Annotated in this window: 18 protein-coding genes; 10 read left to right on the top strand and 8 right to left on the bottom strand. The window is 70.8% G+C overall.

All coding sequences use genetic code 11. The features are described from left to right. Positions 1–183 precede the first annotated feature (183 nt). Positions 184–954 carry an endonuclease/exonuclease/phosphatase family protein gene (locus tag ACFVYF_RS02090; protein ID WP_389449345.1) on the top strand — a complete coding sequence of 257 codons (771 nt, stop codon included), beginning with the start codon at positions 184–186 and terminating at the stop codon, positions 952–954. A gap of 150 nt (positions 955–1104) precedes the next feature. Here the strand turns inward: ACFVYF_RS02090 and ACFVYF_RS02085 are convergent, their stop codons facing one another. Both ACFVYF_RS02085 and ACFVYF_RS02080 read right to left on the bottom strand, forming a co-directional pair. Next, positions 1105–1692, bottom strand: coding sequence for a hypothetical protein (locus ACFVYF_RS02085; RefSeq protein WP_389449342.1), 588 nt, complete (start codon positions 1690–1692; stop codon positions 1105–1107). Then, positions 1685–2503, bottom strand: a complete 819-nt coding sequence (locus ACFVYF_RS02080; RefSeq protein ID WP_389449339.1) for an alpha/beta hydrolase — start codon at positions 2501–2503, stop codon at positions 1685–1687. The genes ACFVYF_RS02085 and ACFVYF_RS02080 overlap by 8 nt, the downstream gene beginning before the upstream one ends. A 232-nt stretch (positions 2504–2735) precedes the next feature. On the opposite strand from ACFVYF_RS02080, the gene ACFVYF_RS02075 reads away from it, so the two are divergent. The 5 genes from ACFVYF_RS02075 to ACFVYF_RS02055 all read left to right on the top strand — a co-directional run bounded on the left by ACFVYF_RS02075 (position 2736) and on the right by ACFVYF_RS02055 (position 8064). Further along, positions 2736–3497, top strand: coding sequence for a lysophospholipid acyltransferase family protein (locus ACFVYF_RS02075; RefSeq protein WP_389449336.1), 762 nt, complete (start codon positions 2736–2738; stop codon positions 3495–3497). A 145-nt stretch (positions 3498–3642) separates the two neighbouring features. Continuing rightward, positions 3643–4860 carry a MacS family sensor histidine kinase gene (gene macS, locus ACFVYF_RS02070; RefSeq protein WP_389449334.1) on the top strand — a complete coding sequence of 406 codons (1218 nt, stop codon included), beginning with the start codon at positions 3643–3645 and terminating at the stop codon, positions 4858–4860. A 155-nt stretch (positions 4861–5015) separates the two neighbouring features. Further along, complete coding sequence (locus ACFVYF_RS02065) at positions 5016–5663, top strand: response regulator (protein WP_389450599.1); 648 nt, start codon at positions 5016–5018, stop codon at positions 5661–5663. 257 nt (positions 5664–5920) lie between these two features. After that, positions 5921–6949 carry a 6-phosphofructokinase gene (locus ACFVYF_RS02060; protein WP_389449331.1) on the top strand — a complete coding sequence of 343 codons (1029 nt, stop codon included), beginning with the start codon at positions 5921–5923 and terminating at the stop codon, positions 6947–6949. Between the two features lie 110 nt (positions 6950–7059). Continuing rightward, complete coding sequence (locus ACFVYF_RS02055; protein WP_389449329.1) at positions 7060–8064, top strand: 2-hydroxyacid dehydrogenase; 1005 nt, start codon at positions 7060–7062, stop codon at positions 8062–8064. Here the strand turns inward: ACFVYF_RS02055 and ACFVYF_RS02050 are convergent. Together ACFVYF_RS02050 and ACFVYF_RS02045 are read right to left on the bottom strand one after the other, a co-directional pair. Further along, entirely contained in the window at positions 8007–9932 is a 1926-nt protein-coding gene (locus tag ACFVYF_RS02050) for an anthranilate synthase family protein (RefSeq protein WP_389449326.1), read from the bottom strand. The genes ACFVYF_RS02055 and ACFVYF_RS02050 overlap by 58 nt on opposite strands. Positions 9933–10090: 158 nt before the next feature. Further along, entirely contained in the window at positions 10091–10147 is a 57-nt protein-coding gene (locus ACFVYF_RS02045) for a trp operon leader peptide (protein ID WP_076973970.1), read from the bottom strand. Positions 10148–10320: 173 nt separating this feature from the next. Between ACFVYF_RS02045 and ACFVYF_RS02040 the strand changes: the two genes are divergently transcribed. The 3 genes from ACFVYF_RS02040 to ACFVYF_RS02030 all read left to right on the top strand — a co-directional run bounded on the left by ACFVYF_RS02040 (position 10321) and on the right by ACFVYF_RS02030 (position 13415). Then, positions 10321–11490, top strand: a complete 1170-nt coding sequence (locus ACFVYF_RS02040; protein ID WP_389449323.1) for a glycoside hydrolase domain-containing protein — start codon at positions 10321–10323, stop codon at positions 11488–11490. A 148-nt stretch (positions 11491–11638) separates the two neighbouring features. Further along, entirely contained in the window at positions 11639–12991 is a 1353-nt protein-coding gene (locus ACFVYF_RS02035) for a class II 3-deoxy-7-phosphoheptulonate synthase (protein WP_389449320.1), read from the top strand. A 172-nt stretch (positions 12992–13163) separates the two neighbouring features. Next, positions 13164–13415, top strand: coding sequence for a bacterioferritin-associated ferredoxin (locus ACFVYF_RS02030; protein ID WP_389449317.1), 252 nt, complete (start codon positions 13164–13166; stop codon positions 13413–13415). Positions 13416–13456: 41 nt separating this feature from the next. Here the strand turns inward: ACFVYF_RS02030 and bfr are convergent, their stop codons facing one another. After that, positions 13457–13936, bottom strand: a complete 480-nt coding sequence (bfr, locus tag ACFVYF_RS02025; RefSeq protein WP_266503102.1) for a bacterioferritin — start codon at positions 13934–13936, stop codon at positions 13457–13459. Positions 13937–14092: 156 nt separating this feature from the next. On the opposite strand from bfr, the gene ACFVYF_RS02020 reads away from it, so the two are divergent. After that, the gene (locus ACFVYF_RS02020; protein ID WP_389449314.1) at positions 14093–14725 is read left to right on the top strand and encodes a sulfite oxidase-like oxidoreductase; all 633 of its coding nucleotides are present in this window, start codon (positions 14093–14095) and stop codon (positions 14723–14725) included. A gap of 26 nt (positions 14726–14751) precedes the next feature. On the opposite strand, the gene ACFVYF_RS02015 is transcribed toward ACFVYF_RS02020, so the two are convergent. The 3 genes from ACFVYF_RS02015 to pknB all read right to left on the bottom strand — a co-directional run bounded on the left by ACFVYF_RS02015 (position 14752) and on the right by pknB (position 18186). Then, positions 14752–15234, bottom strand: coding sequence for a DUF4396 domain-containing protein (locus ACFVYF_RS02015; RefSeq protein WP_389450596.1), 483 nt, complete (start codon positions 15232–15234; stop codon positions 14752–14754). A gap of 28 nt (positions 15235–15262) precedes the next feature. Then, the gene (locus tag ACFVYF_RS02010; protein ID WP_389449312.1) at positions 15263–16132 is read right to left on the bottom strand and encodes a deoxyribonuclease IV; all 870 of its coding nucleotides are present in this window, start codon (positions 16130–16132) and stop codon (positions 15263–15265) included. A gap of 131 nt (positions 16133–16263) precedes the next feature. Continuing rightward, positions 16264–18186 (bottom strand): Stk1 family PASTA domain-containing Ser/Thr kinase, encoded by a 1923-nt coding sequence (gene pknB, locus ACFVYF_RS02005; RefSeq protein ID WP_389449309.1) that lies wholly within the window; start codon positions 18184–18186, stop codon positions 16264–16266. Positions 18187–18211: the final 25 nt, after the last annotated feature.

Genomic DNA, 18211 nt, shown 5'->3' with positions numbered 1-18211 from the left:
CTGCGTCGGCGGGGCCGTCGTGTCGCCGGGTCACCCTGCGGCCTGCGTCGGTGGGGCCGTCGTGTCGCCGGGTCACCCTGCGGCCTGCGTCGGTGGGGCCGTCGTGTCGCCGGGTCACCCTGCGGCGGGGCCGTCGTGTCGCCCGGTCACCCCGTGGCCCGTACCTGTCGTATCTTGATCGCCATGCCGACGAGCACGCCCAGCGCGACCAGTCCGCTGCCCAACTCCCGCACCGAAGCCGACGGTTCGGCCGTCGTCCGGGTGCTCAGCTACAACATCCGCTCGATGCGCGACGACACGGACGCGCTCGCCCGGGTGATCAGTGCCTGCGCCCCCGATCTGGTCCTCGTCCAGGAGGCTCCGCGGTTCTTCCGCTGGCGCAAGAAGCTGGCCCGGCTCGCGGCGGCCTCCGGACAGGTGATCCTGTCGGGCGGAGCCACGGCGTCCGGGCCGGCGATCCTGTGCAGCCTCCGGGCGACGGTCGAGCGCACCGAGGACGTACTGCTCCCGCTCACACCGGGCCTGCACCGGCGTGGCTTCGCGACGGCGGTGGTGCGCTTCGGCGGGGCCCGGCTCGGCGTCCTGAGCTGTCATCTCTCGCTCCAGAAGGACGAGCGGTACGAGCAGTCGGGCCTGCTCCTGGACCGTCTCGCCGGGCTCGGCACCCCGCACGCCGTCGTCGGCGGCGATCTCAACGAGCGCCCGGACGGCCGCAGCTTCAAACGCCTCGGCGCCGCCCTCCAGGACGGCTGGGCCACGGTTCCCTGGGGCGCCGAGTACACGTCGACCCCTGCCGACCCCCATCAGCGCATCGACGCGATCTTCGCCACCGAGGGCATCGAGGTCCTCGGCTGCGGGGTGCCGCTCGGGCAGCCCGGGGTCACGGAGGCGGACCTGCGGGCAGCCACGGACCACCTGCCGGTGCTGACCGCGCTCAGGGTGCCTGCCGGCTAGGCCCTGTCCGGTCGATCACGGCGTGGCCACACTCGGCGTGCCCACTCCCGGCGACGCCGGTGACCCGCACGACAGGACCCGCCCGGAGCGTCTCAGGGCGGGTCCTGTCGTGCGGATCGGTGAACGGACGGGCCGGACGGGCCGGACGGGTCAGACCACGGCGCCGCGCCCCGGGCCGTCGCTTTCCTCGTCGTCGTCCCGCATGCGCATCACCAGCGTGGCGAAGCCGCCGAGGAAGCCGCCGATGCCGAGGGTGGCGAGCCACCAGGTCATGTCCCAGCCGAGCAGGACGGCGAGGAGCAGCAGGATCGGCCCGCCGACCACCGCCAGCCAGGCGAACCTGGCCGTCGCGTCGGCCGCGGGCAGCGGAGGCGGCTCGGGCGGTACGAAGTGGCCCTCGTCGTCCTCGTCGAAGTCGTCCTCGGACGCGTCGGGCGCCGCGTAGTCGCGCGGGCCGCCGGTGACTCCGGGGGCGAAGGCGACGGAACTGCCGAGGGGCTTGGCCGAGGCGGGGGGCTCCGGTGACTTCTCCTCGGAGTCGTTCGTCTCGGGGTCCAGCAGGGCCAGGTCCTCGACCGACTTGAAGGGCTTGGCGCCGGGCGGGTCCTTCGGCTCGTCGCCGTACCCGGCGACGATGGCCGCCCATGCGGCGGCCTCGTCGAAGGGCACGCTCTGCTCGTCACCGAGGGGCGGGTCCTTCTCGTCGGGGTCGCCGCGGTCCGCGTCGTGCTCAGCCACCAGTGGCCGTCCCTTCCTGCTGACCCACCTGACCTGTCCGCCCCGCTTCGGAGTCCTTGCCGAGGCCGGGCGCGAGCCGGGCGAGGAAGGCGTAGCTTTCCTCGAAGATCCGGTCCGCGTCATGGTCCAACGTCGCGACGTGGTAGCTCTGTTCCAGCAGGATCTCGGTCACGTCCGTGGACGACACCCGGCTGAGGACGCGCGCCGAGTCGGCGGGCGGCACGACATGGTCCTGCGGGCTGTGCAGCAGCAGCAACGGCTGGGTGACCTGCGGCAGCTCGGCGTCGACGATCCGGTAGAAGTTCCGCATCGAGTGCGCGGCGTGCAGCGGCACCTTGTCGTAGCCGATCTCGATGTTGCCCTGCTTGGCGATGTCGCTCGTGATGCCCTTCACCGTCCGGACGAAGTGGCGGATGACCGGAAGGGCGTACGCCGACAGGCCGTGCACCTTGTTCGCCGGGTTGACGACGACGATGCCGCTCACCTCGTCCCCGTGCTTCGCGGCGAGGCGCAGGGTCAGGGCGCCGCCCATGGAGAGACCGAAGACGAACACCTGTGTGCACCGCTCGCGCAGGGCGCGCAACTCGCGGTCCACCTCCGCGTACCAGTCCTGCCAGCCGGTGAGCTGCATGTCCTCCCAGCGGGTGCCGTGCCCGGGCAGCAGCGGCAGCGCCACGGTCAGACCGCGCTCGGCGAGATACTCCGCCCAGGGGCGCAGCGACTGCGGGGAACCGGTGAAGCCGTGGCAGAGGAGCACACCGATCTCTCCGCCCTCGTGGCGGTACGGCTCGGCTCCAGGAAGGACCGGCACCTTCGGTCTCCTGTTCATCAGGTGGGTGGAACGGACGCAGGACCCGGCGACGCACACGCGGCACGTCGGCGGAAGCTCGATTCGACCCCGCGGGTCGGACCCCGAGGGTTCGAGGCGTACTTCACCGTACGCGACCGCACTGACACCGACCAGGGTCGTCGGGTCCTTTGCCAGTGCTCCGGGTTAAGGTCTGAACGACGACACAGGAGGCAGTCGGTTGATCTACGGCGCAATGAAGTTTTCCATCGGAGGGCCGCTGAAGCTCGCTTTCAGGCCCTGGGTGGAAGGCATCGACAACATTCCCGCCGAGGGCCCCGCCATCCTGGCGAGCAATCACCTGTCGTTCTCGGACTCGTTCTTCCTGCCCGCGGTCCTCGACCGCAAGGTGACCTTCATCGCCAAGGCCGAGTACTTCACGACGCCCGGCATCAAGGGACGTATGACCGCCGCCTTCTTCAAGGGCGTCGGCCAGCTTCCGGTGGACCGCTCGGGCGCGCGCGGCGCCGGCGCGGCGGCCGTCAAGAGCGGCATCGACGTCCTGGAGCGCGGTGAGCTGTTCGGGATCTATCCGGAGGGCACGCGGTCGCCCGACGGCCGGCTCTACCGGGGCAAGCCCGGCGGCCTCGCGCGCGTGGCGCTCGCCTCCGGCGCGCCCGTCATCCCGGTCGCCATGATCGACACGGAGAAGATCCAGCCGCCCGGGCAGGTGATGCCCAAGCTGATGCGCCCGGGCATCCGCATCGGCAAGCCGCTCGACTTCAGCCGCTACAGCGGCATGGAGCACGACCGCTTCGTCCTGCGCGCGCTGACCGACGAGGTCATGTACGAGATCATGAAGCTCTCCGGCCAGGAGTACGTCGACGTGTACGCGACGGCTGCCAAGCGGCAGATCGCGGACGCGGCGAAGGCGGAGAAGGAAGCCGAGAAGGCGGCCAGGGCCGCGCTCGCGCAGGCCGAGAAGGAACAGGCCGAGAAGGAACGGTCCGGCTCCTAGCCGCGTCCGTCAGGGGAGTGAGCGGGCCGGAGGGGCGCGCCGGCGCGGGGAGTTCGCGCGCGGGGGCCGAAGGGCCGGCCACGGCTGTTTCCCGGTCCGGGCACTCCGGGGGCGAACGACCGCAGAGCAGAGGGGGGTGGGGGACATGGCCAAGCGCGAGAGGGTCATGAGGATGTCGGTCGAGCAGCCGCTGTGGCGCGCGCTCACCGCGTATCGCGTCCTGACGATGTTCTACGCGATCGGGCTCTTCAGCACCGCGTACCGCGAGTTCCCCCGGCCCGGGGTGGCCGTCGCCTACTTCGCGGTGATGTGCGTCTGGACGCTGGCGACCCTGCCCCGGGTCGCCGGCGCCGCCAGCTGCACCAAGCGGTTCCTCACCGCCGACCTCACCATCGCGCTCGCCGGCATCCTGCTCACCCGGGTCGCCGACGCCTCCTCCCGGATCGAGGCCGGTGGCCCGACGCTGCCGTCGATATGGACCGCCGGCTCCGTCCTCGCCTTCGCGATCAAGGGCGGCTGGCGCTGGGCCGCCTTCGCCTCCACGCTCGTCGCGGCCGCCAACCTCGTCGAGCGCGGCGCCCCCACCCGGGACACCGTCCACAACGTGCTCCTCGTCTGGGTCGCCTCCATCGCCATCGGATACGTGGTCGAGGTCGCCCGCGCATCCGAGCGCACCCTCGCCCGCGCCCTGGAGATCGAGGCCGCCACCCGGGAGCGCGAGCGGCTGGCCCGCGACATCCACGACAGCGTCCTCCAGGTGCTCGCCATGGTGCAGCGGCGCGGTGCCGTGCTCGGCGGCGAGGCGGCCGAGCTGGGCCGGATGGCGGGCGAGCAGGAGGTGGCCCTGCGCACGCTGGTCTCCGGCGGCCTGGTGCCCGTCTCCCGGGTCTCCGAGGACGCCGCGTTCGGAGCGCTCGTACGCGCCGTCGACGAGCCGGACGACGACGAGGGCCCGCTCGACCTGCGCTCCCTGCTCGCCCGGTACGCCGGCGCGCGCGTGACCCTGTCCGAGCCCGGCGCCCCCGTGCCGCTCGCCCCGGCCACCGCCAGGGAACTCGCCGACGCTGTCGGTGCGGCCCTGGACAACGTCCGCAAGCACGTCGGCGAGAGCGCCCGGGCCTGGATCCTGGTGGAGGACGAGCCGGACGAGGTGATCGTGACCGTGCGCGACGAGGGACCGGGCATCCCGGAGGGGCGGCTCGCCCAGGCCGAGGGGGAGGGGCGCCTCGGTGTGGCCCTCTCGATCCGCGGCCGGCTGCGCGACATCGGCGGCTCGGCCGAGCTGATCTCGGTACCGGGCCAGGGCACGGAGGTCGAGCTGAAGGTCCCCAAGGCGACGCGGGGGAAGGCGACCGCGCGCTGACGACCGCGGGACCGCGATGACGCGACCGCACACACGACGAGGACGGCGCGCCGGCGCCGGTGAACACGACGGACCACGATGACGAAGACGGCGGGACAGCGATGACGGACACGACGGAGGCGGCACAGCAGGTGGGCGAGGACCCGATCAAGGTGATGGTCGTCGACGACCACCCCATGTGGCGCGACGCCGTCGCCCGCGACCTGGCCGAGTCCGGCTTCGACGTGGTCGCCACGGCCGGCGACGGCGAGCAGGCCGTGCGCCGTGCCCGGGCCGTCACCCCCGACGTCCTCGTGCTGGACCTGAACCTGCCCGCCAAGCCCGGCGTCCAGGTCTGCAAGGAGCTGGTCGGCGCCCATCCCGCCCTGCGCGTCCTGGTCCTCTCGGCAAGCGGTGAGCACGCCGACGTCCTGGAGGCGGTCAAGTCCGGCGCCACCGGCTATCTGCTGAAGTCGGCGTCCACCGAGGAGCTGATCGACGCGGTGCGCCGTACGGCCGTCGGAGACCCGGTGTTCACCCCCGGGCTCGCCGGTCTGGTCCTCGGCGAGTACCGCAGGCTCGCCTCCGAGCCCGCGCCGGCCACCGGCGGCGGCGAGCCGAAGGCGCCCCAGCTCACCGACCGGGAGACCGAGGTCCTGCGCCTGGTCGCCAAGGGGCTGAGCTACAAGCAGATCGCCGAGCGCCTGGTCATCTCCCACCGCACGGTCCAGAACCACGTGCAGAACACCCTGGGCAAGCTCCAGCTCCACAACCGGGTCGAGCTGGTGCGCTATGCCATAGAGCGCGGTCTCGACGAGGCCTGATCCGCCGTCCGAGGGCGGTTCGACAGGGCCTGATCGCCGTCGGAGTGCGGTTCGGCGTGGCCTGATCTCCGTCGTACGTCCTGGCCCGAAGCCGCCGCCCCGCGGAGGTGTAAACCCTCCGCACCCCACCATCGAGTGAAGGCGAGTGATCAACTCCCGCACAATTCACCGGAATTGACCTTCCGCCCCATGCCGAAGTGACCTGGATCACTATTAGCGTGAGTCCCATCAGGCAACCGCGGCGAAGGGACTTTTCCATGCGGGTCGGAGTACTGACCGGAGGCGGCGACTGCCCCGGGCTCAACGCCGTCATCCGGGGCATCGTCCGTAAGGGCGTGCAGGAGTACGGCTACGACTTCGTCGGCTTCCGGGACGGTTGGCGGGGTCCGCTCGAGAACGACACCGTACGGCTCGACATCCCGGCCGTGCGCGGCATCCTGCCCCGCGGCGGCACCATCCTCGGCTCCTCGCGCACCAACCCTCTCAAGCAGGAGCACGGCATCCGCCGGATCAAGGAGACCCTCGCCAAGCAGGAGGTCGACGCGCTCATCGCCATCGGCGGCGAGGACACCCTCGGCGTCGCCGCGCGGCTCACCGACGAATACGGCATCAACGTCGTCGGCGTCCCGAAGACCATCGACAACGACCTGTCCGCCACCGACTACACCTTCGGCTTCGACACGGCGGTCGGCATCGCGACGGAGGCGATCGACCGGCTGCACACCACCGCCGAGTCGCACATGCGGGTCCTCGTCTGCGAGGTGATGGGCCGGCACGCGGGCTGGATCGCCCTGCACTCGGGCCTCGCGGGCGGCGCGAACGTCATCCTCATCCCCGAGCAGCGCTTCGACGTCGACCAGGTCTGCGCCTGGGTGACCTCCCGCTTCAAGTCGTCGTACGCGCCGATCGTGGTCGTCGCCGAGGGGGCCATGCCCAAGGACGGCGACGTGGTCCTCAAGGACGGCACGCTCGACTCCTTCGGACACGTCAGGCTCTCCGGCGTCGGCGAATGGCTCGCCAAGGAGATCGAGAAGCGCACCGGCAAGGAGGCGCGCACCACGGTCCTCGGGCATGTCCAGCGCGGCGGCACCCCCAGCGCCTTCGACCGCTGGCTCGCCACCCGCTTCGGGCTGCACGCGATCGAGGCCGTCCGCGACGGCGACTTCGGCAAGATGGTCGCGCTGCAGGGCACCGACATCGTCCGGGTCCCGATCGCGGAGGCCACGGCGAAGCTGAAGACGGTGGACCCGAAGCTGTACGAGGAGGTCGGGGTCTTCTTCGGCTAGGACCTGACCGGCGGCCCGGGTCCGGGCCCCGGCCGCAGCCGCTGCACAGCGCTGGTTACCGCCCTATATTCGGCGGTAACCAGCTGTATGCAGACCAGGTGGGAGAAACCGTGGAAATTCTCGCGTTCGGCGTGCAGTCCGACGAGAAGCCCCTGATCGAGAAGGCCTTCGAAGGGCACCACGAGGTCCGCTGCCTGGGCGTCTTCCTGAACGAGGACACCGCCCCCATCGCGGCCGGCTACGAGATCATCTCCACCAGCGTCAACGCCGAACTCGGCCACCGCGTCCTGCAGACCCTGGCGGCCGGCGGCACGCAGATGATCGCCCAGCGCTCCACCGGCTTCAACAACATCGACCTCAAGGTGGCCGAGCGCCTCGGCATGACGGTCGCCCGGGTCTCGTACTACTCGCCGTACTCGGTCGCCGAGTTCGCCTGGACGCTGGGCATGGCCGTCAACCGCCGGGTCGTGCGGGCCGCCAACCGCACCCGCGACTTCGACTTCCGGCTGGACGGTCTGATGGGCCGCGACCTGCACGGCCGCACCGTCGGCGTCCTCGGCACCGGAAAGATCGGCGAGGCGTTCGCCCGGATCGCCCACGGCTTCGGCGTGCGGCTGCTCGGCTGGGACGTCGTCGAGAACCCCGCCTGCCTGGAACTCGGCATGACATACGTCCCCAAGGACGAGCTGCTCGCCGAGTCCGACCTGATCACCCTGCACGTACCGCTGATGCCGGAGACCCAGCACCTCATCGACGCGGCCGCCCTGCGCGCGATGAAGGACGACGCGATCCTGGTGAACTCCAGCCGCGGCGGCCTGATCGACTCCCGCGCGCTCGTCGCCGAACTGCGCGCGGGCCGCTTCACGGGCGTCGGCCTCGACGTCTACGAGGCGGAGGCCGGCCTGTTCTTCCTCGACAAGTCCCTCGAGGCCGTCGAGGACGACACCCTGGCCCGCCTCGTCACCTTCCCGAACGTCCTGGTCACCTCCCACCAGGCGTACTACACCGTGGACGCCGTCGGCCAGATCGTCGACGCCACGGTGCGCAACGTCCTCGACTACAAGGCGGGCCGCCGCTCGGAGAACGTGCTGGTCCCCGCCGTCCCGCGCAGCTGACCCAGCAACTCCCGCACGATCTCCGCACCGCGCAGCGACAGCACCGACTCCGGATGGAACTGCACGCCCGCGAATGCGTTCATGGGCGCGCCTCCGGCATGACGTGGCCCGCGCAGGGCGTGCACCTCACCGGTGGCGGAGCGGGCGACCTCGACGCCGTGGGCCGCCAGTTCCGCCGCCGCCTCGTCGTCGCAGTGCGCCACGAAGCTGTTGTAGAACCCGACGGTCTCGGTGCGCCCGAACAGGTCGATCTCCGTCTGCGCCCCCTGGTACGGCACGTCCTTGCGCACGGTCTCCAGGCCCAGCTCGGCCGCGATCAGCTCATGGCCGAGGCAGACGCCGAGCACCCCGTGCCCGGGCCCGGCGAGCACCTCGGCGGTCAGCGCGCGCAGGAACCGCATCTTGGGGTCCGCCGCGTCCGAGGGATCACCCGGGCCCGGCCCCAGCACCAGCGGCCCCTCGTGCGCGAGGACGGCCTCCCGCAGGCCCGGCTCGTCGTAGCGCCGTACGGTCACGTCGAGCCCCGAGCACCGCAGCACATGCGCGAGCATCGCCGTGAAGCTGTCCTCGGCGTCCACCACGAGCGCGTGCCCCTCCAGGGACCCGGCCCGTTCCTGCATCCGCAGCCAGAACGGCGCGAGCGAGCCCCGCCGTCCGTCGAGCGCCGCCTGCACGCGCGGATCGTCGGCGAGCCCGGGCCGTACGCCCTCCTCGCGCGGCCTGCCGGAACGCACCCCCAGCGCCGCCAGCACCCCGGCCGCCTTAGCGTGGGTCTCGGCGACCTCGCTCGCCGGATCCGACCCCCGGACGAGGGTGGCGCCCACCGGCACCCGCAGCCGTCCGTCCGCGTCGATGTCGGCGGTGCGGATGAGGATGGGGGAGTCGAGGGTCTGCGCCCCGCCCGCGTCCCGTCCGACGAGGGCCAGCGCCCCCGCGTAGTAGCCGCGTCCGCCCACCTCGTGGCGCTCGATGACCCGGCACGCGTTCTGCACCGGCGACCCGGTGACGGTCGCCGCGAACATCGTCTCCCTCAGGACCTCGCGGACATCCAGCGAGGACCGGCCCCGCAGCTCGTACTCGGTGTGCGCGAGATGGGCCATCTCCTTCAGCCGCGGCCCGATCACCACACCGCCCCGGTCCCCGACGGTGCACATCATCTTGAGTTCCTCGTCGACGACCATCGAGAGCTCCTCGATCTCCTTGCCGTCGGCCAGGAACTCCAGCAGGTGCTCCGGCGTGGGCCCTCCGGCCGGGTAGCGGTACGTGCCGCTGATCGGGTTCATCACGACCGTCCCGCCGGACATCCGCACATGCACCTCGGGACTCGCCCCGACCAGCGTGCGCTCCCCGGTGTGCACGACATACGTCCAGTACGCGCCCCGCTCGCCGACGAGCAGCCGCCGGAAGAGGGCGAGGGCGTCGGCCTTCGAGAACCCCGGGATCTCCCCCTCGTACGTACGCCGGATGACGAAGTTCGCGCCCTCGCCCCGCCCGATCTCCTCCCGCAGCACACGGCCGACGATCCCGGCGTACTCCTCGTCGGGGACGTCGAAGCCGCCGCCCGTCACGCGCACGTCGTGCGACGGGAGCTGCGACAGGGCCTGCGCCAGGGGGAGTTCGCAGCGGTCCTCGGCGGTGAGGACGGCCAGTGGGGTGCCGTCGTCGCGGACGTCGAAGCCGCGCTCCCGGATCTGCCGGAACGGCACCAGGGCCAGTGAGGGACCCTCGCCGACGGGGATGTCGGCGAGGCGGTCCACCTCGGTCACCGGACCGCGCAGGAGCTCGACCACGTCGTGGTCACGGCCGGGGGTGCGACGGCGCAGCAGGGCGAACGGACGGGGATCGTCCAGCAGATCGAGCAGGTTCATCGGTCCTGTTCCTTCTCTCGGGAGTGCGGAGAGTCCTCCCACGGAGACCTCCGCCCGGAGGTCTCACGCGGAGAGCTCACTCGGAGAGGAACGGCCGGGTCCGAAAACACCGAAGGCCGCCCCTCGGGCGGCCTTCGCGAAGTCTTGCGTACGCGCAGTCAGTGGGCCGCCGGATGAGCGGTCCACCACCAGTTCTGGATCGAGTGCGCGAACATGCGCCGCACCTTACCCGACGTCCGCGGCCCGGCAACAGCGTGAACCGGGCCGTAGAGGGGTTCGGACGACACCCCGTCCGGCCATTCATGGGCAGAAAGCCCGACCGTGCAGCCCGACCGAGGAGAGAGTCATCCACCCAGCTCGTTCCCCCCTGTTCCGCCGCGGCGCACGTGTGCTCACGGTGCTCGCCGCGGCCACGGCACTCGCCACCGGCTCGCCCGGCACCGCCCCGGCGTCCCAGCGGACCTCCGACGACACCATCCACGTCACCTATCGCGGCCATGTCTTCACCGTTCCCGCCTCCTGGCGGGTCGTGGACCTGGAGAAGGACCCCGACACCTGCGTCCGGTTCGACCGGCACGTCGTGTACCTCGGCACACCGGGCTCCCGCCAGAACTGTCCGGCGGACCCGACGGGACGCACCGAGGCGCTGCTGCTGCAGCCCACCGGAGCGGCCGGCACCGATGTCACCGAGAACCGCACGGCCGGCACCTACCGGGCCACCGCCGACCGGATCGCCGTGACCGCCGCGTACGGCCAGGACCGGACGCGGATCCAGGAGATCCTCCGTACCGCGGGCCTGAACGTGGCCTCCGCGCGGGCCGAGACGGTCGCCGAGGCGCCCGCCGCGCTGGCCGTCCCCGCGGACGCGACGTCCTTCCGGGGCAAGGGCTTCGACGCCTGCACCGCTCCCAGCCAGGCGGCCATGGACGCCTGGAAGGACACCTCCGGCTACGGCGCCGTCGGCATCTACATCGGCGGCATCAACCGGGCCTGCGCCCAGCCGAACCTCACCGCGAGCTGGGTGCAGAAGCAGTACGCGAGCGGCTGGCGGTTCATCCCGCTCTACGTAGGCCGGCAGCCCTCGGCGAGCGGCGGCAGCTGCGGGAGCGGCTGCGCGGCGATCACCGACGCGGCCCCGCAGGGCACCGAGGCCGCCGACGACGCGGCCCGGCAGGCGGCCGCCGTCGGGCTCGGCAAGGGGACGGTGATCTACAACGACCTGGAGCACTACACGACCGGCGGAGCCGTCACCACCCGCGTGCTCACCTACCTGGAGGCCTACACCAAGCGGCTGCACGAGCTCGGCTACCGCTCCGGGGCGTACGGCAGCTCCTCGTCCCTCATCCAGGACCTCGTCGCCGGCGCGGACGGCATCACGCTCCCCGACGTGATCCACTTCGCCCGCTGGAACGACTCCGCCACCACCGAGGACTCGGCGATCCCCGCCCGCCTGTGGGCCGATCACCAGCGCATCCACCAGTACGCCGGCGACCGGACCGAGACCCATGGCGGCGTGAAGATCGGCATCGACCGCAACCAGCTGGACGTGGGCCCCTGACGTCCCGGCACCACGGACGGGCCCCTCTCCGGAGGGGCCCGCAGGCCCGTCGTACGGCTGCCCGGTGCCGCATGCCGTACGAGCGCCCCCTGTCTCACTTGATGAGCAGGTGAATGGACGCCCGACACGACCCCGTAATGTTGTGGGGGTGACCGTGAACGCTAAGTCCAGCGCAAGCGCTGGCAACACCTGGCGAGACCTGCCCGCGGCGCAGCAGCCCGAGTACCCCGACACCGAGGCTCTGCGCGCAGTGATCGCGGACCTCGAGTCGTATCCGCCTCTCGTCTTCGCCGGCGAGTGCGACCAGCTGCGCGCCCGGTTGGCGTCCGTCGCCAAGGGAGAGGCGTTCCTTCTCCAGGGCGGCGACTGCGCCGAGGCCTTCGACGCGGTGTCCGCCGACCACATCCGCAACAAGCTGAAGACCCTGCTCCAGATGGGCGCCGTGCTGACGTACGCCGCCTCGGTGCCGGTCGTGAAGGTCGGCCGGATCGCCGGCCAGTACTCCAAGCCGCGCTCCAAGGGGACCGAGACCCGCGACGGCGTGACCCTGCCGACGTACCGGGGCGACTCGGTCAACGGCTTCGCCTTCGACGAGAAGTCCCGCATCCCGGACCCCGAGCGCCTGAAGCGGATGTACAACGCCTCCGCCTCCACGCTCAACCTGGTGCGCGCCTTCACCACCGGTGGTTACGCCGACCTGCGCCAGGTGCACGCCTGGAACCAGGACTTCGTGAAGTCGTCCCCCTCGGGCCAGCGTTACGAGCAGCTGGCGCGTGAGATCGACCAGGCGCTGAACTTCATGCGGGCCTGTGGCACGGACCCGGAGGAGTTCAAGACCGTCGAGTTCTACGCCTCCCACGAGGCGCTGCTGCTCGACTACGAGTCGGCGCTGACCCGGGTGGACTCGCGCACGGGCCGGCTCTACGACGTCTCGGGCCACATGGTGTGGATCGGCGAGCGCACCCGTCAGCTGGACGGCGCGCACATCGAGTTCGCCTCGAAGATCCGCAACCCGATCGGCATCAAGCTCGGTCCGACGACGACTCCCGAGGACGCGCTGCAGTACATCGAGCGCCTCGACCCGGACCGCGAGCCCGGCCGGCTCACCTTCATCGTGCGGATGGGCGCGGACAAGGTCCGCGACAAGCTGCCCGAGCTGGTCGAGAAGGTCACCGCCTCCGGTTCGACGGTGGCCTGGATCACCGACCCGATGCACGGCAACACCTACGAGGCGGCCTCCGGCCACAAGACCCGCCGCTTCGACGACGTGCTCGACGAAGTCAAGGGCTTCTTCGAGGTCCACAAGGCGCTGGGCACCCACCCGGGCGGCATCCATGTCGAGCTCACCGGTGACGACGTCACCGAGTGCGTGGGCGGCGGCGACGAAATCTTCGTCGACGATCTGCACCAGCGCTACGAGACGGCCTGCGACCCGCGGCTGAACCGCAGCCAGTCCCTGGACCTGGCCTTCCTGGTCGCCGAGATGTACCGCGACCAGTAGCAGATCAAGAGTCGGTCGGGTCATTGCACCGACGTGAAGTGGGGCGCGGATCACATACGATCCGCGCCCCCTTCCACTTTTGTGGCGGCTTCCCTATGGGTAAGGTTAGGTTTGCCTCACCGAACACAATCGGGACGGCACGACCCAGCATCCCGTCGGGAGGTGAACCCGCGTGTACGTCTGCAACTGCTTCGGTGTCACCGAGGCGCAGGTGAAGAAGCACGCGGAGGGGGGTGCCTGCACCCCCCGGCAGATCGCGTCGGCATGCAAGGCGGGCACGGACTGTGGTTCGTGCGTACGCCGCATCCAGGCCCTGCTGGGCCGGGGCGCCTGCCCGCCCGGTGAGCTCACCGACCGGCGCCGGCCCGTCCTCGCCGAGGCCGCCGAGGCCTCCGACGTCGCCGTACTCAACGAGGCCGCCTAGCACTCGGGCCCCGGGCTCCCTCCGCGGGCCGCCAGTGCGGCTCAGCTGTCCGGCTGCTCGATGAGCTGCGCGATGTAGAGCGCCTCGCCGAGCTTCTCCACCAGCTCCAGCTGGGTGTCCAGGTAGTCGATGTGGTGCTCCTCGTCCTCGAGGATCGACTCGAAGATGTTCGCGGACGTGATGTCACCCTTGGTGCGCATCACCTCGATCCCGCGCTTGAGGCGGTCGATCGCCTCGACTTCCACCTGCCGGTCCGCCTGGAACATCTCGGTGACGGTCTGTCCCACCCGCACATGGAAGAGCCGCTGGTAGTTCGGCAGGCCCTCCAGGAAGAGAATCCGGTCGGTGAGCACCTCGGCGTGCTTCATCTCGTCGAACGACTCGTGCCGGGTGTACTTCGCGAGCTTCGTCCAGCCGAAGTTCTCCTGCATCTTCGCGTGCAGGAAGTACTGGTTGATCGCGGTCAGCTCACCGGTCAGCTGCTCGTTGAGGAATTCGATGACCTCGGGGTCGCCCTGCATTGCAGAGGCTCCTTCCAAGTGGGGGGACTGGGCAGGTTGCGCCGCATCCTTGCACCGGCGCTCAGGGCCGTCCAGTAAGTGCATGCTTAGTAGGAGTTGCCCGAATCGGAACAAGGCTGGTCATGTGCACCGTCCCAGGTCTGTCAGGATGGAGTCATGGGTCAGCCGGTGGAGCGTGAATCTGGAGAAGCGGCACGGTCGGAGCTCCCGCCGGGACAGCGACTGCAGCGCGGCTGGCCGGTCACCCACTACGGCCCGGTGCCCAAGTTCCGCCCCGAGCGCTGGGAGTTCAGGGTATTCGGCGCCACCGCGGACAACGAGAAGCACTGCTGGACCCACGAGGAGTTCACGGCCCTGCCGTACGCGACGGTGGTGGGTGATCTGCACTGCGTCACGAAGTTCAGCATGATCGGTGCCGAATGGGGCGGCATTCCCGCGCGGACGATCCTGGAGATCGCCCCGCCCGCGCCCACCGCCACTCATGTGATGGTCTGGGCCGAGTACGGCTTCAGCTCGAACCTGCGCCTCGACGACTTCGCCTCCGACCGCTCGATCTTCGCCACCCACAAGGACGGCGAGCTGCTCACCGCGGAACACGGCTTTCCGCTCCGCCTGGTGGTGCCCCACCTGTACGCCTGGAAGGGCCCCAAGTGGGTCCGCGGCGTCGAGTACATGACGGCCGACCGCCGCGGTTTCTGGGAGGAGCGCGGCTATCACAACGTCGGCGACCCCTGGCGCGAGCAGCGCTACTCCTACCAGGAAGAGCTCGGGGACGGCCCCGAGCTCTGAGGTCTCCCGAGTACCGCCTGGCGCGGTCAGTGGTGGTACTGGTGCACCACCGCGTGACCCTTGCCGCGGCCGATCATCCACTTGTTGACCGGGGTCGTGACCACGAAGGCGATCACCAGTGAGATCGCCGGCGCGCCCCAGAAGAGCAGGTCGTCGAGGTGTGCCTCCATCGCGCTCGGCCAGAGCGCGATCACGCCGTTGTCGATCAGCTCCATCACCGCGATGGACGGGGTGTCCGCGGCCAGGGCGACCCGGAAGGCCGTCCTGAAGCCGACGCCCGCCTTGAGCACCCCGCGCAGCGTCAGCGAGTAGCCGAAGAAGAAGGCGAGCGCGATCGCCGGCACCATCGTCGGCACATCGCCCCAGCCGAGCGCGGTGCCGATCACCATGCCCAGCACCTCGCCGATGGCGCAGCCGGTGAGGCAGTGCAGCGTCGCCTGTGCGGCTTCGGAAGGACCGGGAGCAGCTCCGGAAGCCGCTTCGGATGGGCGCTGCGGAGGCCTCGGCAGCGGCTGAGGAACCGCGCCGGCCACCGACTCACATGTCGCGGAGTTTCTTCAGCCGCTCGACGTCCCCCGCGTGCCCTTCCTTCCCGCCGGGCGTCTCGATGATCAGGGGTACGCCCTCGGTGGCGGGGTGGGTCATCAGCGCCCGGAACGGATCTTCACCGATGTGACCTGCGCCGATGTTCGCGTGGCGGTCCTTGTGGGCGCCGACCACGTCCTTGGAGTCGTTGGCGTGGATGAGCCTGAGCCGGCCCTCGCCGACCGTGTCGACCAGCAGGTCGAGGGTCTGGCGCATCCCGCTCGGCCCCGTCAGGTCGTGCCCCGCCGCGAAGATGTGGCAGGTGTCGAGACAGACGCCGAGTTTCGGATGGGCGTCCAGCACCTCGAAGTACGGCGCGAAGTCCCAGGTGCGGGAGCAGAGCGAAGCGCCCTGGCCGGCCGTCGACTCCAGCAGCAGATACGGGTCGTCGTCGTGCGTGAGCTCGTCGAGCAGCGGCAGCATCCGCTCGCGTACCTGCGCGAGGGCCGTGGCCCGGTCCCGGCCGCCGGTGGCGCTCCCGGTGTGCACGACGACGCCGAGCGCGCCGATCTCCCGGCCCCGGCGCAGCGAGTGCCGCAGGGAGTGCACCGACTGCTCGGCGGTCGCCTCGGTGTGCGAGCCGAAGTTGATCAGGTACGGGGCATGGACGTACGCCGGAATCGACTCGGCGGCGCAGGCCGCGCGGAACTCCTCGTCCTGCTCAGGGTTGCCGGGCGGGGTCGCCCAGCCGCGCGGATTGGCGACGAAGACCTGGACGGCTTCGGCGCCCATCTCGCGCGCGTAGGTCAGGCCGACGGAGCTGAGGCCGCCGGCCACGGGCACATGGCCGCCGACAGGATTGCGGAGTTTCTCGCTGGTCACGTACTTCAGGGTGTCACGCGCTGAGCGGTGACCGGTCGGCGGATCTCACCCGGGCCGGCTCAGCGCAGTTCACGAGCCCCGCCTCAGCAGATCTCAGGAGGACCGCCTCAGCGCATCGCACGAGGACCACCTCAGCGGATCTCGATAGTGATCGTCGACCCCTTGGGGGCCTCGTCCCCGCCGTCCACCGACTGGCTCTTGACCGTGTCCCCGAAGAGCCCGAACAGCCCTCGGTCCTCTTCGACCTCGAACCCGGCGCCCTTCAACGCCTTCGTGGCGTCGTCCACGCTGTCCCCCACGACGTCCGGGACCTCGATCATCTCGGGACCCTTGGAGATGGTCAGGGTGACGGTGTCACCCTCGGCCAGGTAGCGGCCCGGTACCGGTGTCTGCTCGGCGACCTCGCCCTTGTCGACTTCGGACGTCACGCGCTGGGAGGCGATCTTCACCTTCAGGCCCTCGTCCTCGAGGTCCGCGGTGGCGTCCTCCACCGACTCGCCGGTGACCTCCGGCACCTCTATCCGGCTGCCCTTGCTGACGGTGATCGCGATGGCCGAACCGGCGTGCCGCTCGGTGCCCGCTGCTGGGGCCGTGCTGATCACCGAACCCTGGTCGACGTCGTCATTGAAAACCCTGGTGACCATGCCCGGCGCCAGGCCCTTGTCCTTCAGCTGCGCCTTGGCCTCGCTGAGGGAGGAACCCGCCACATCGGGCACCTTCACGGTCTCCGGGCCCCTGGAGATGGTCAGGGTCACCCCGTCGTTCTCCCGGATGCGGGCGCCGACCCCGGGGTCGACCGTGCTGACCGTGCCCCGCTTCACCGTGTCGCTGTAGGCCTGCTTGACCTGTTTGACGTCCAGGCCCGCCTTTGTGAGCCGCTCCCTCGCCTGCGCCTCGGTCTTCGCCAGCACGGGCGGGACCTTGGTGAACTGCCCCGAGTTGATGTACCAGACACCGGCGCCGAGGCCGAGCGCCAGCAGCACCGCCGCGATGATCGCGAAGAGCCCGCGGCGGGGCCGGGTCCCGCGGCGCCGCGGAGGCGGCGGCGGGCTCTCGAAACGGCTGGTCCGGTTGAGTACGGCCGCGTCGTCCTCGTTCACGGGCAGCGGCCGCTGCCCGGACAGCGAGCGCGGGATCACGCTCGTACGGTCCTCGGCGTTGTCGTGGTCCGGGGTCAGGGCCTTCGGCGGTACGGCGTCGAGCTGCTCGGGGCTGAGCCCGGCGCGCGCCTCCAGCACCTGCGCGAGCAGCGCCACGGCGTCGTACGGGCGCACCTCGGGGTTGCGGGCGGTGGCGGAGGCGACCAGGTCGTCGAGCGCGAAGGCCAGCCCCGGCACGACGGCCGACGGCGCCGGCACGTCCGCGTGCAGGTGCTGGTAGAGCACCTGGGCGGGGGAGTCGCCGGAGTGCGGCTTCTCGCCGGTGAGCATTTCGTAGAGCACGACCCCGCACGCGTACACGTCGACGCGGGGGTCGGCCGTGCCGTGCTCGATCTGCTCGGGAGCGAGATACGAGACGGTGCCGAGCACGGACCCGGTCGTGCTCGTGACCGTGTCCACCGCGCGGACGAGCCCGAAGTCCGCCACCTTGACGCGGCCGTCGTCCCCTATGAGGACGTTCTCCGGCTTCATGTCGCGGTGCACGAATCCGGCGCGGTGCGCGGCCCCCAGCGCGGCGAGCACCGGCTCCAGGATGTCGAGCGCGGCCCGCGGCTGCAGCGCGCCCCGCTCGCGCAGCACGTCACGCAGGGTGCACCCGGCGACGTACTCCATGGCCAGATAGACGTACGACCCGTCCGTCCCCTGGTCGAAGACCTGCACCACATTGGGGTGCGCGAGCCGTGCCACCGACTTGGCCTCACGGATGAAGCGCTCGACGAACGAGCCGTCGGCGGCCAGCGCCGGGTGCATCACCTTGAGCGCGAGCACGCGGTCGAGGCGGGTGTCCAGGGCCCGGTAGACCGTGGCCATCCCGCCGACCGCGATCCTCGCGTCGACGCGATAGCGGCCGTCGAGCACGTGCCCGACGAGCGGGTCCTGAAGGGTCGTATCCACGCGGGTGAGTCTACGATCCGTCACC

Origin of the sequence: Streptomyces sp. NPDC058274 (assembly GCF_042881375.1) — a bacterium.
Taxonomy (GTDB): domain Bacteria; phylum Actinomycetota; class Actinomycetes; order Streptomycetales; family Streptomycetaceae; genus Streptomyces.
This window is presented reverse-complemented; position numbering and strand designations above follow the sequence as displayed.

Coding starts and splice junctions, on each gene's coding strand:
- ACFVYF_RS02065 (WP_389450599.1), top strand. CDS start 5,016: ATGGTCGTCGACGACCACCCCATGTGGCGCGACGCCGTCGCCCGCGAC.
- ACFVYF_RS02060 (WP_389449331.1), top strand. CDS start 5,921: ATGCGGGTCGGAGTACTGACCGGAGGCGGCGACTGCCCCGGGCTCAAC.
- ACFVYF_RS02050 (WP_389449326.1), bottom strand. CDS start 9,932: ATGAACCTGCTCGATCTGCTGGACGATCCCCGTCCGTTCGCCCTGCTG.
- ACFVYF_RS02090 (WP_389449345.1), top strand. CDS start 184: ATGCCGACGAGCACGCCCAGCGCGACCAGTCCGCTGCCCAACTCCCGC.
- ACFVYF_RS02020 (WP_389449314.1), top strand. CDS start 14,093: ATGGGTCAGCCGGTGGAGCGTGAATCTGGAGAAGCGGCACGGTCGGAG.
- ACFVYF_RS02075 (WP_389449336.1), top strand. CDS start 2,736: ATGAAGTTTTCCATCGGAGGGCCGCTGAAGCTCGCTTTCAGGCCCTGG.
- bfr (WP_266503102.1), bottom strand. CDS start 13,936: ATGCAGGGCGACCCCGAGGTCATCGAATTCCTCAACGAGCAGCTGACC.
- macS (WP_389449334.1), top strand. CDS start 3,643: ATGGCCAAGCGCGAGAGGGTCATGAGGATGTCGGTCGAGCAGCCGCTG.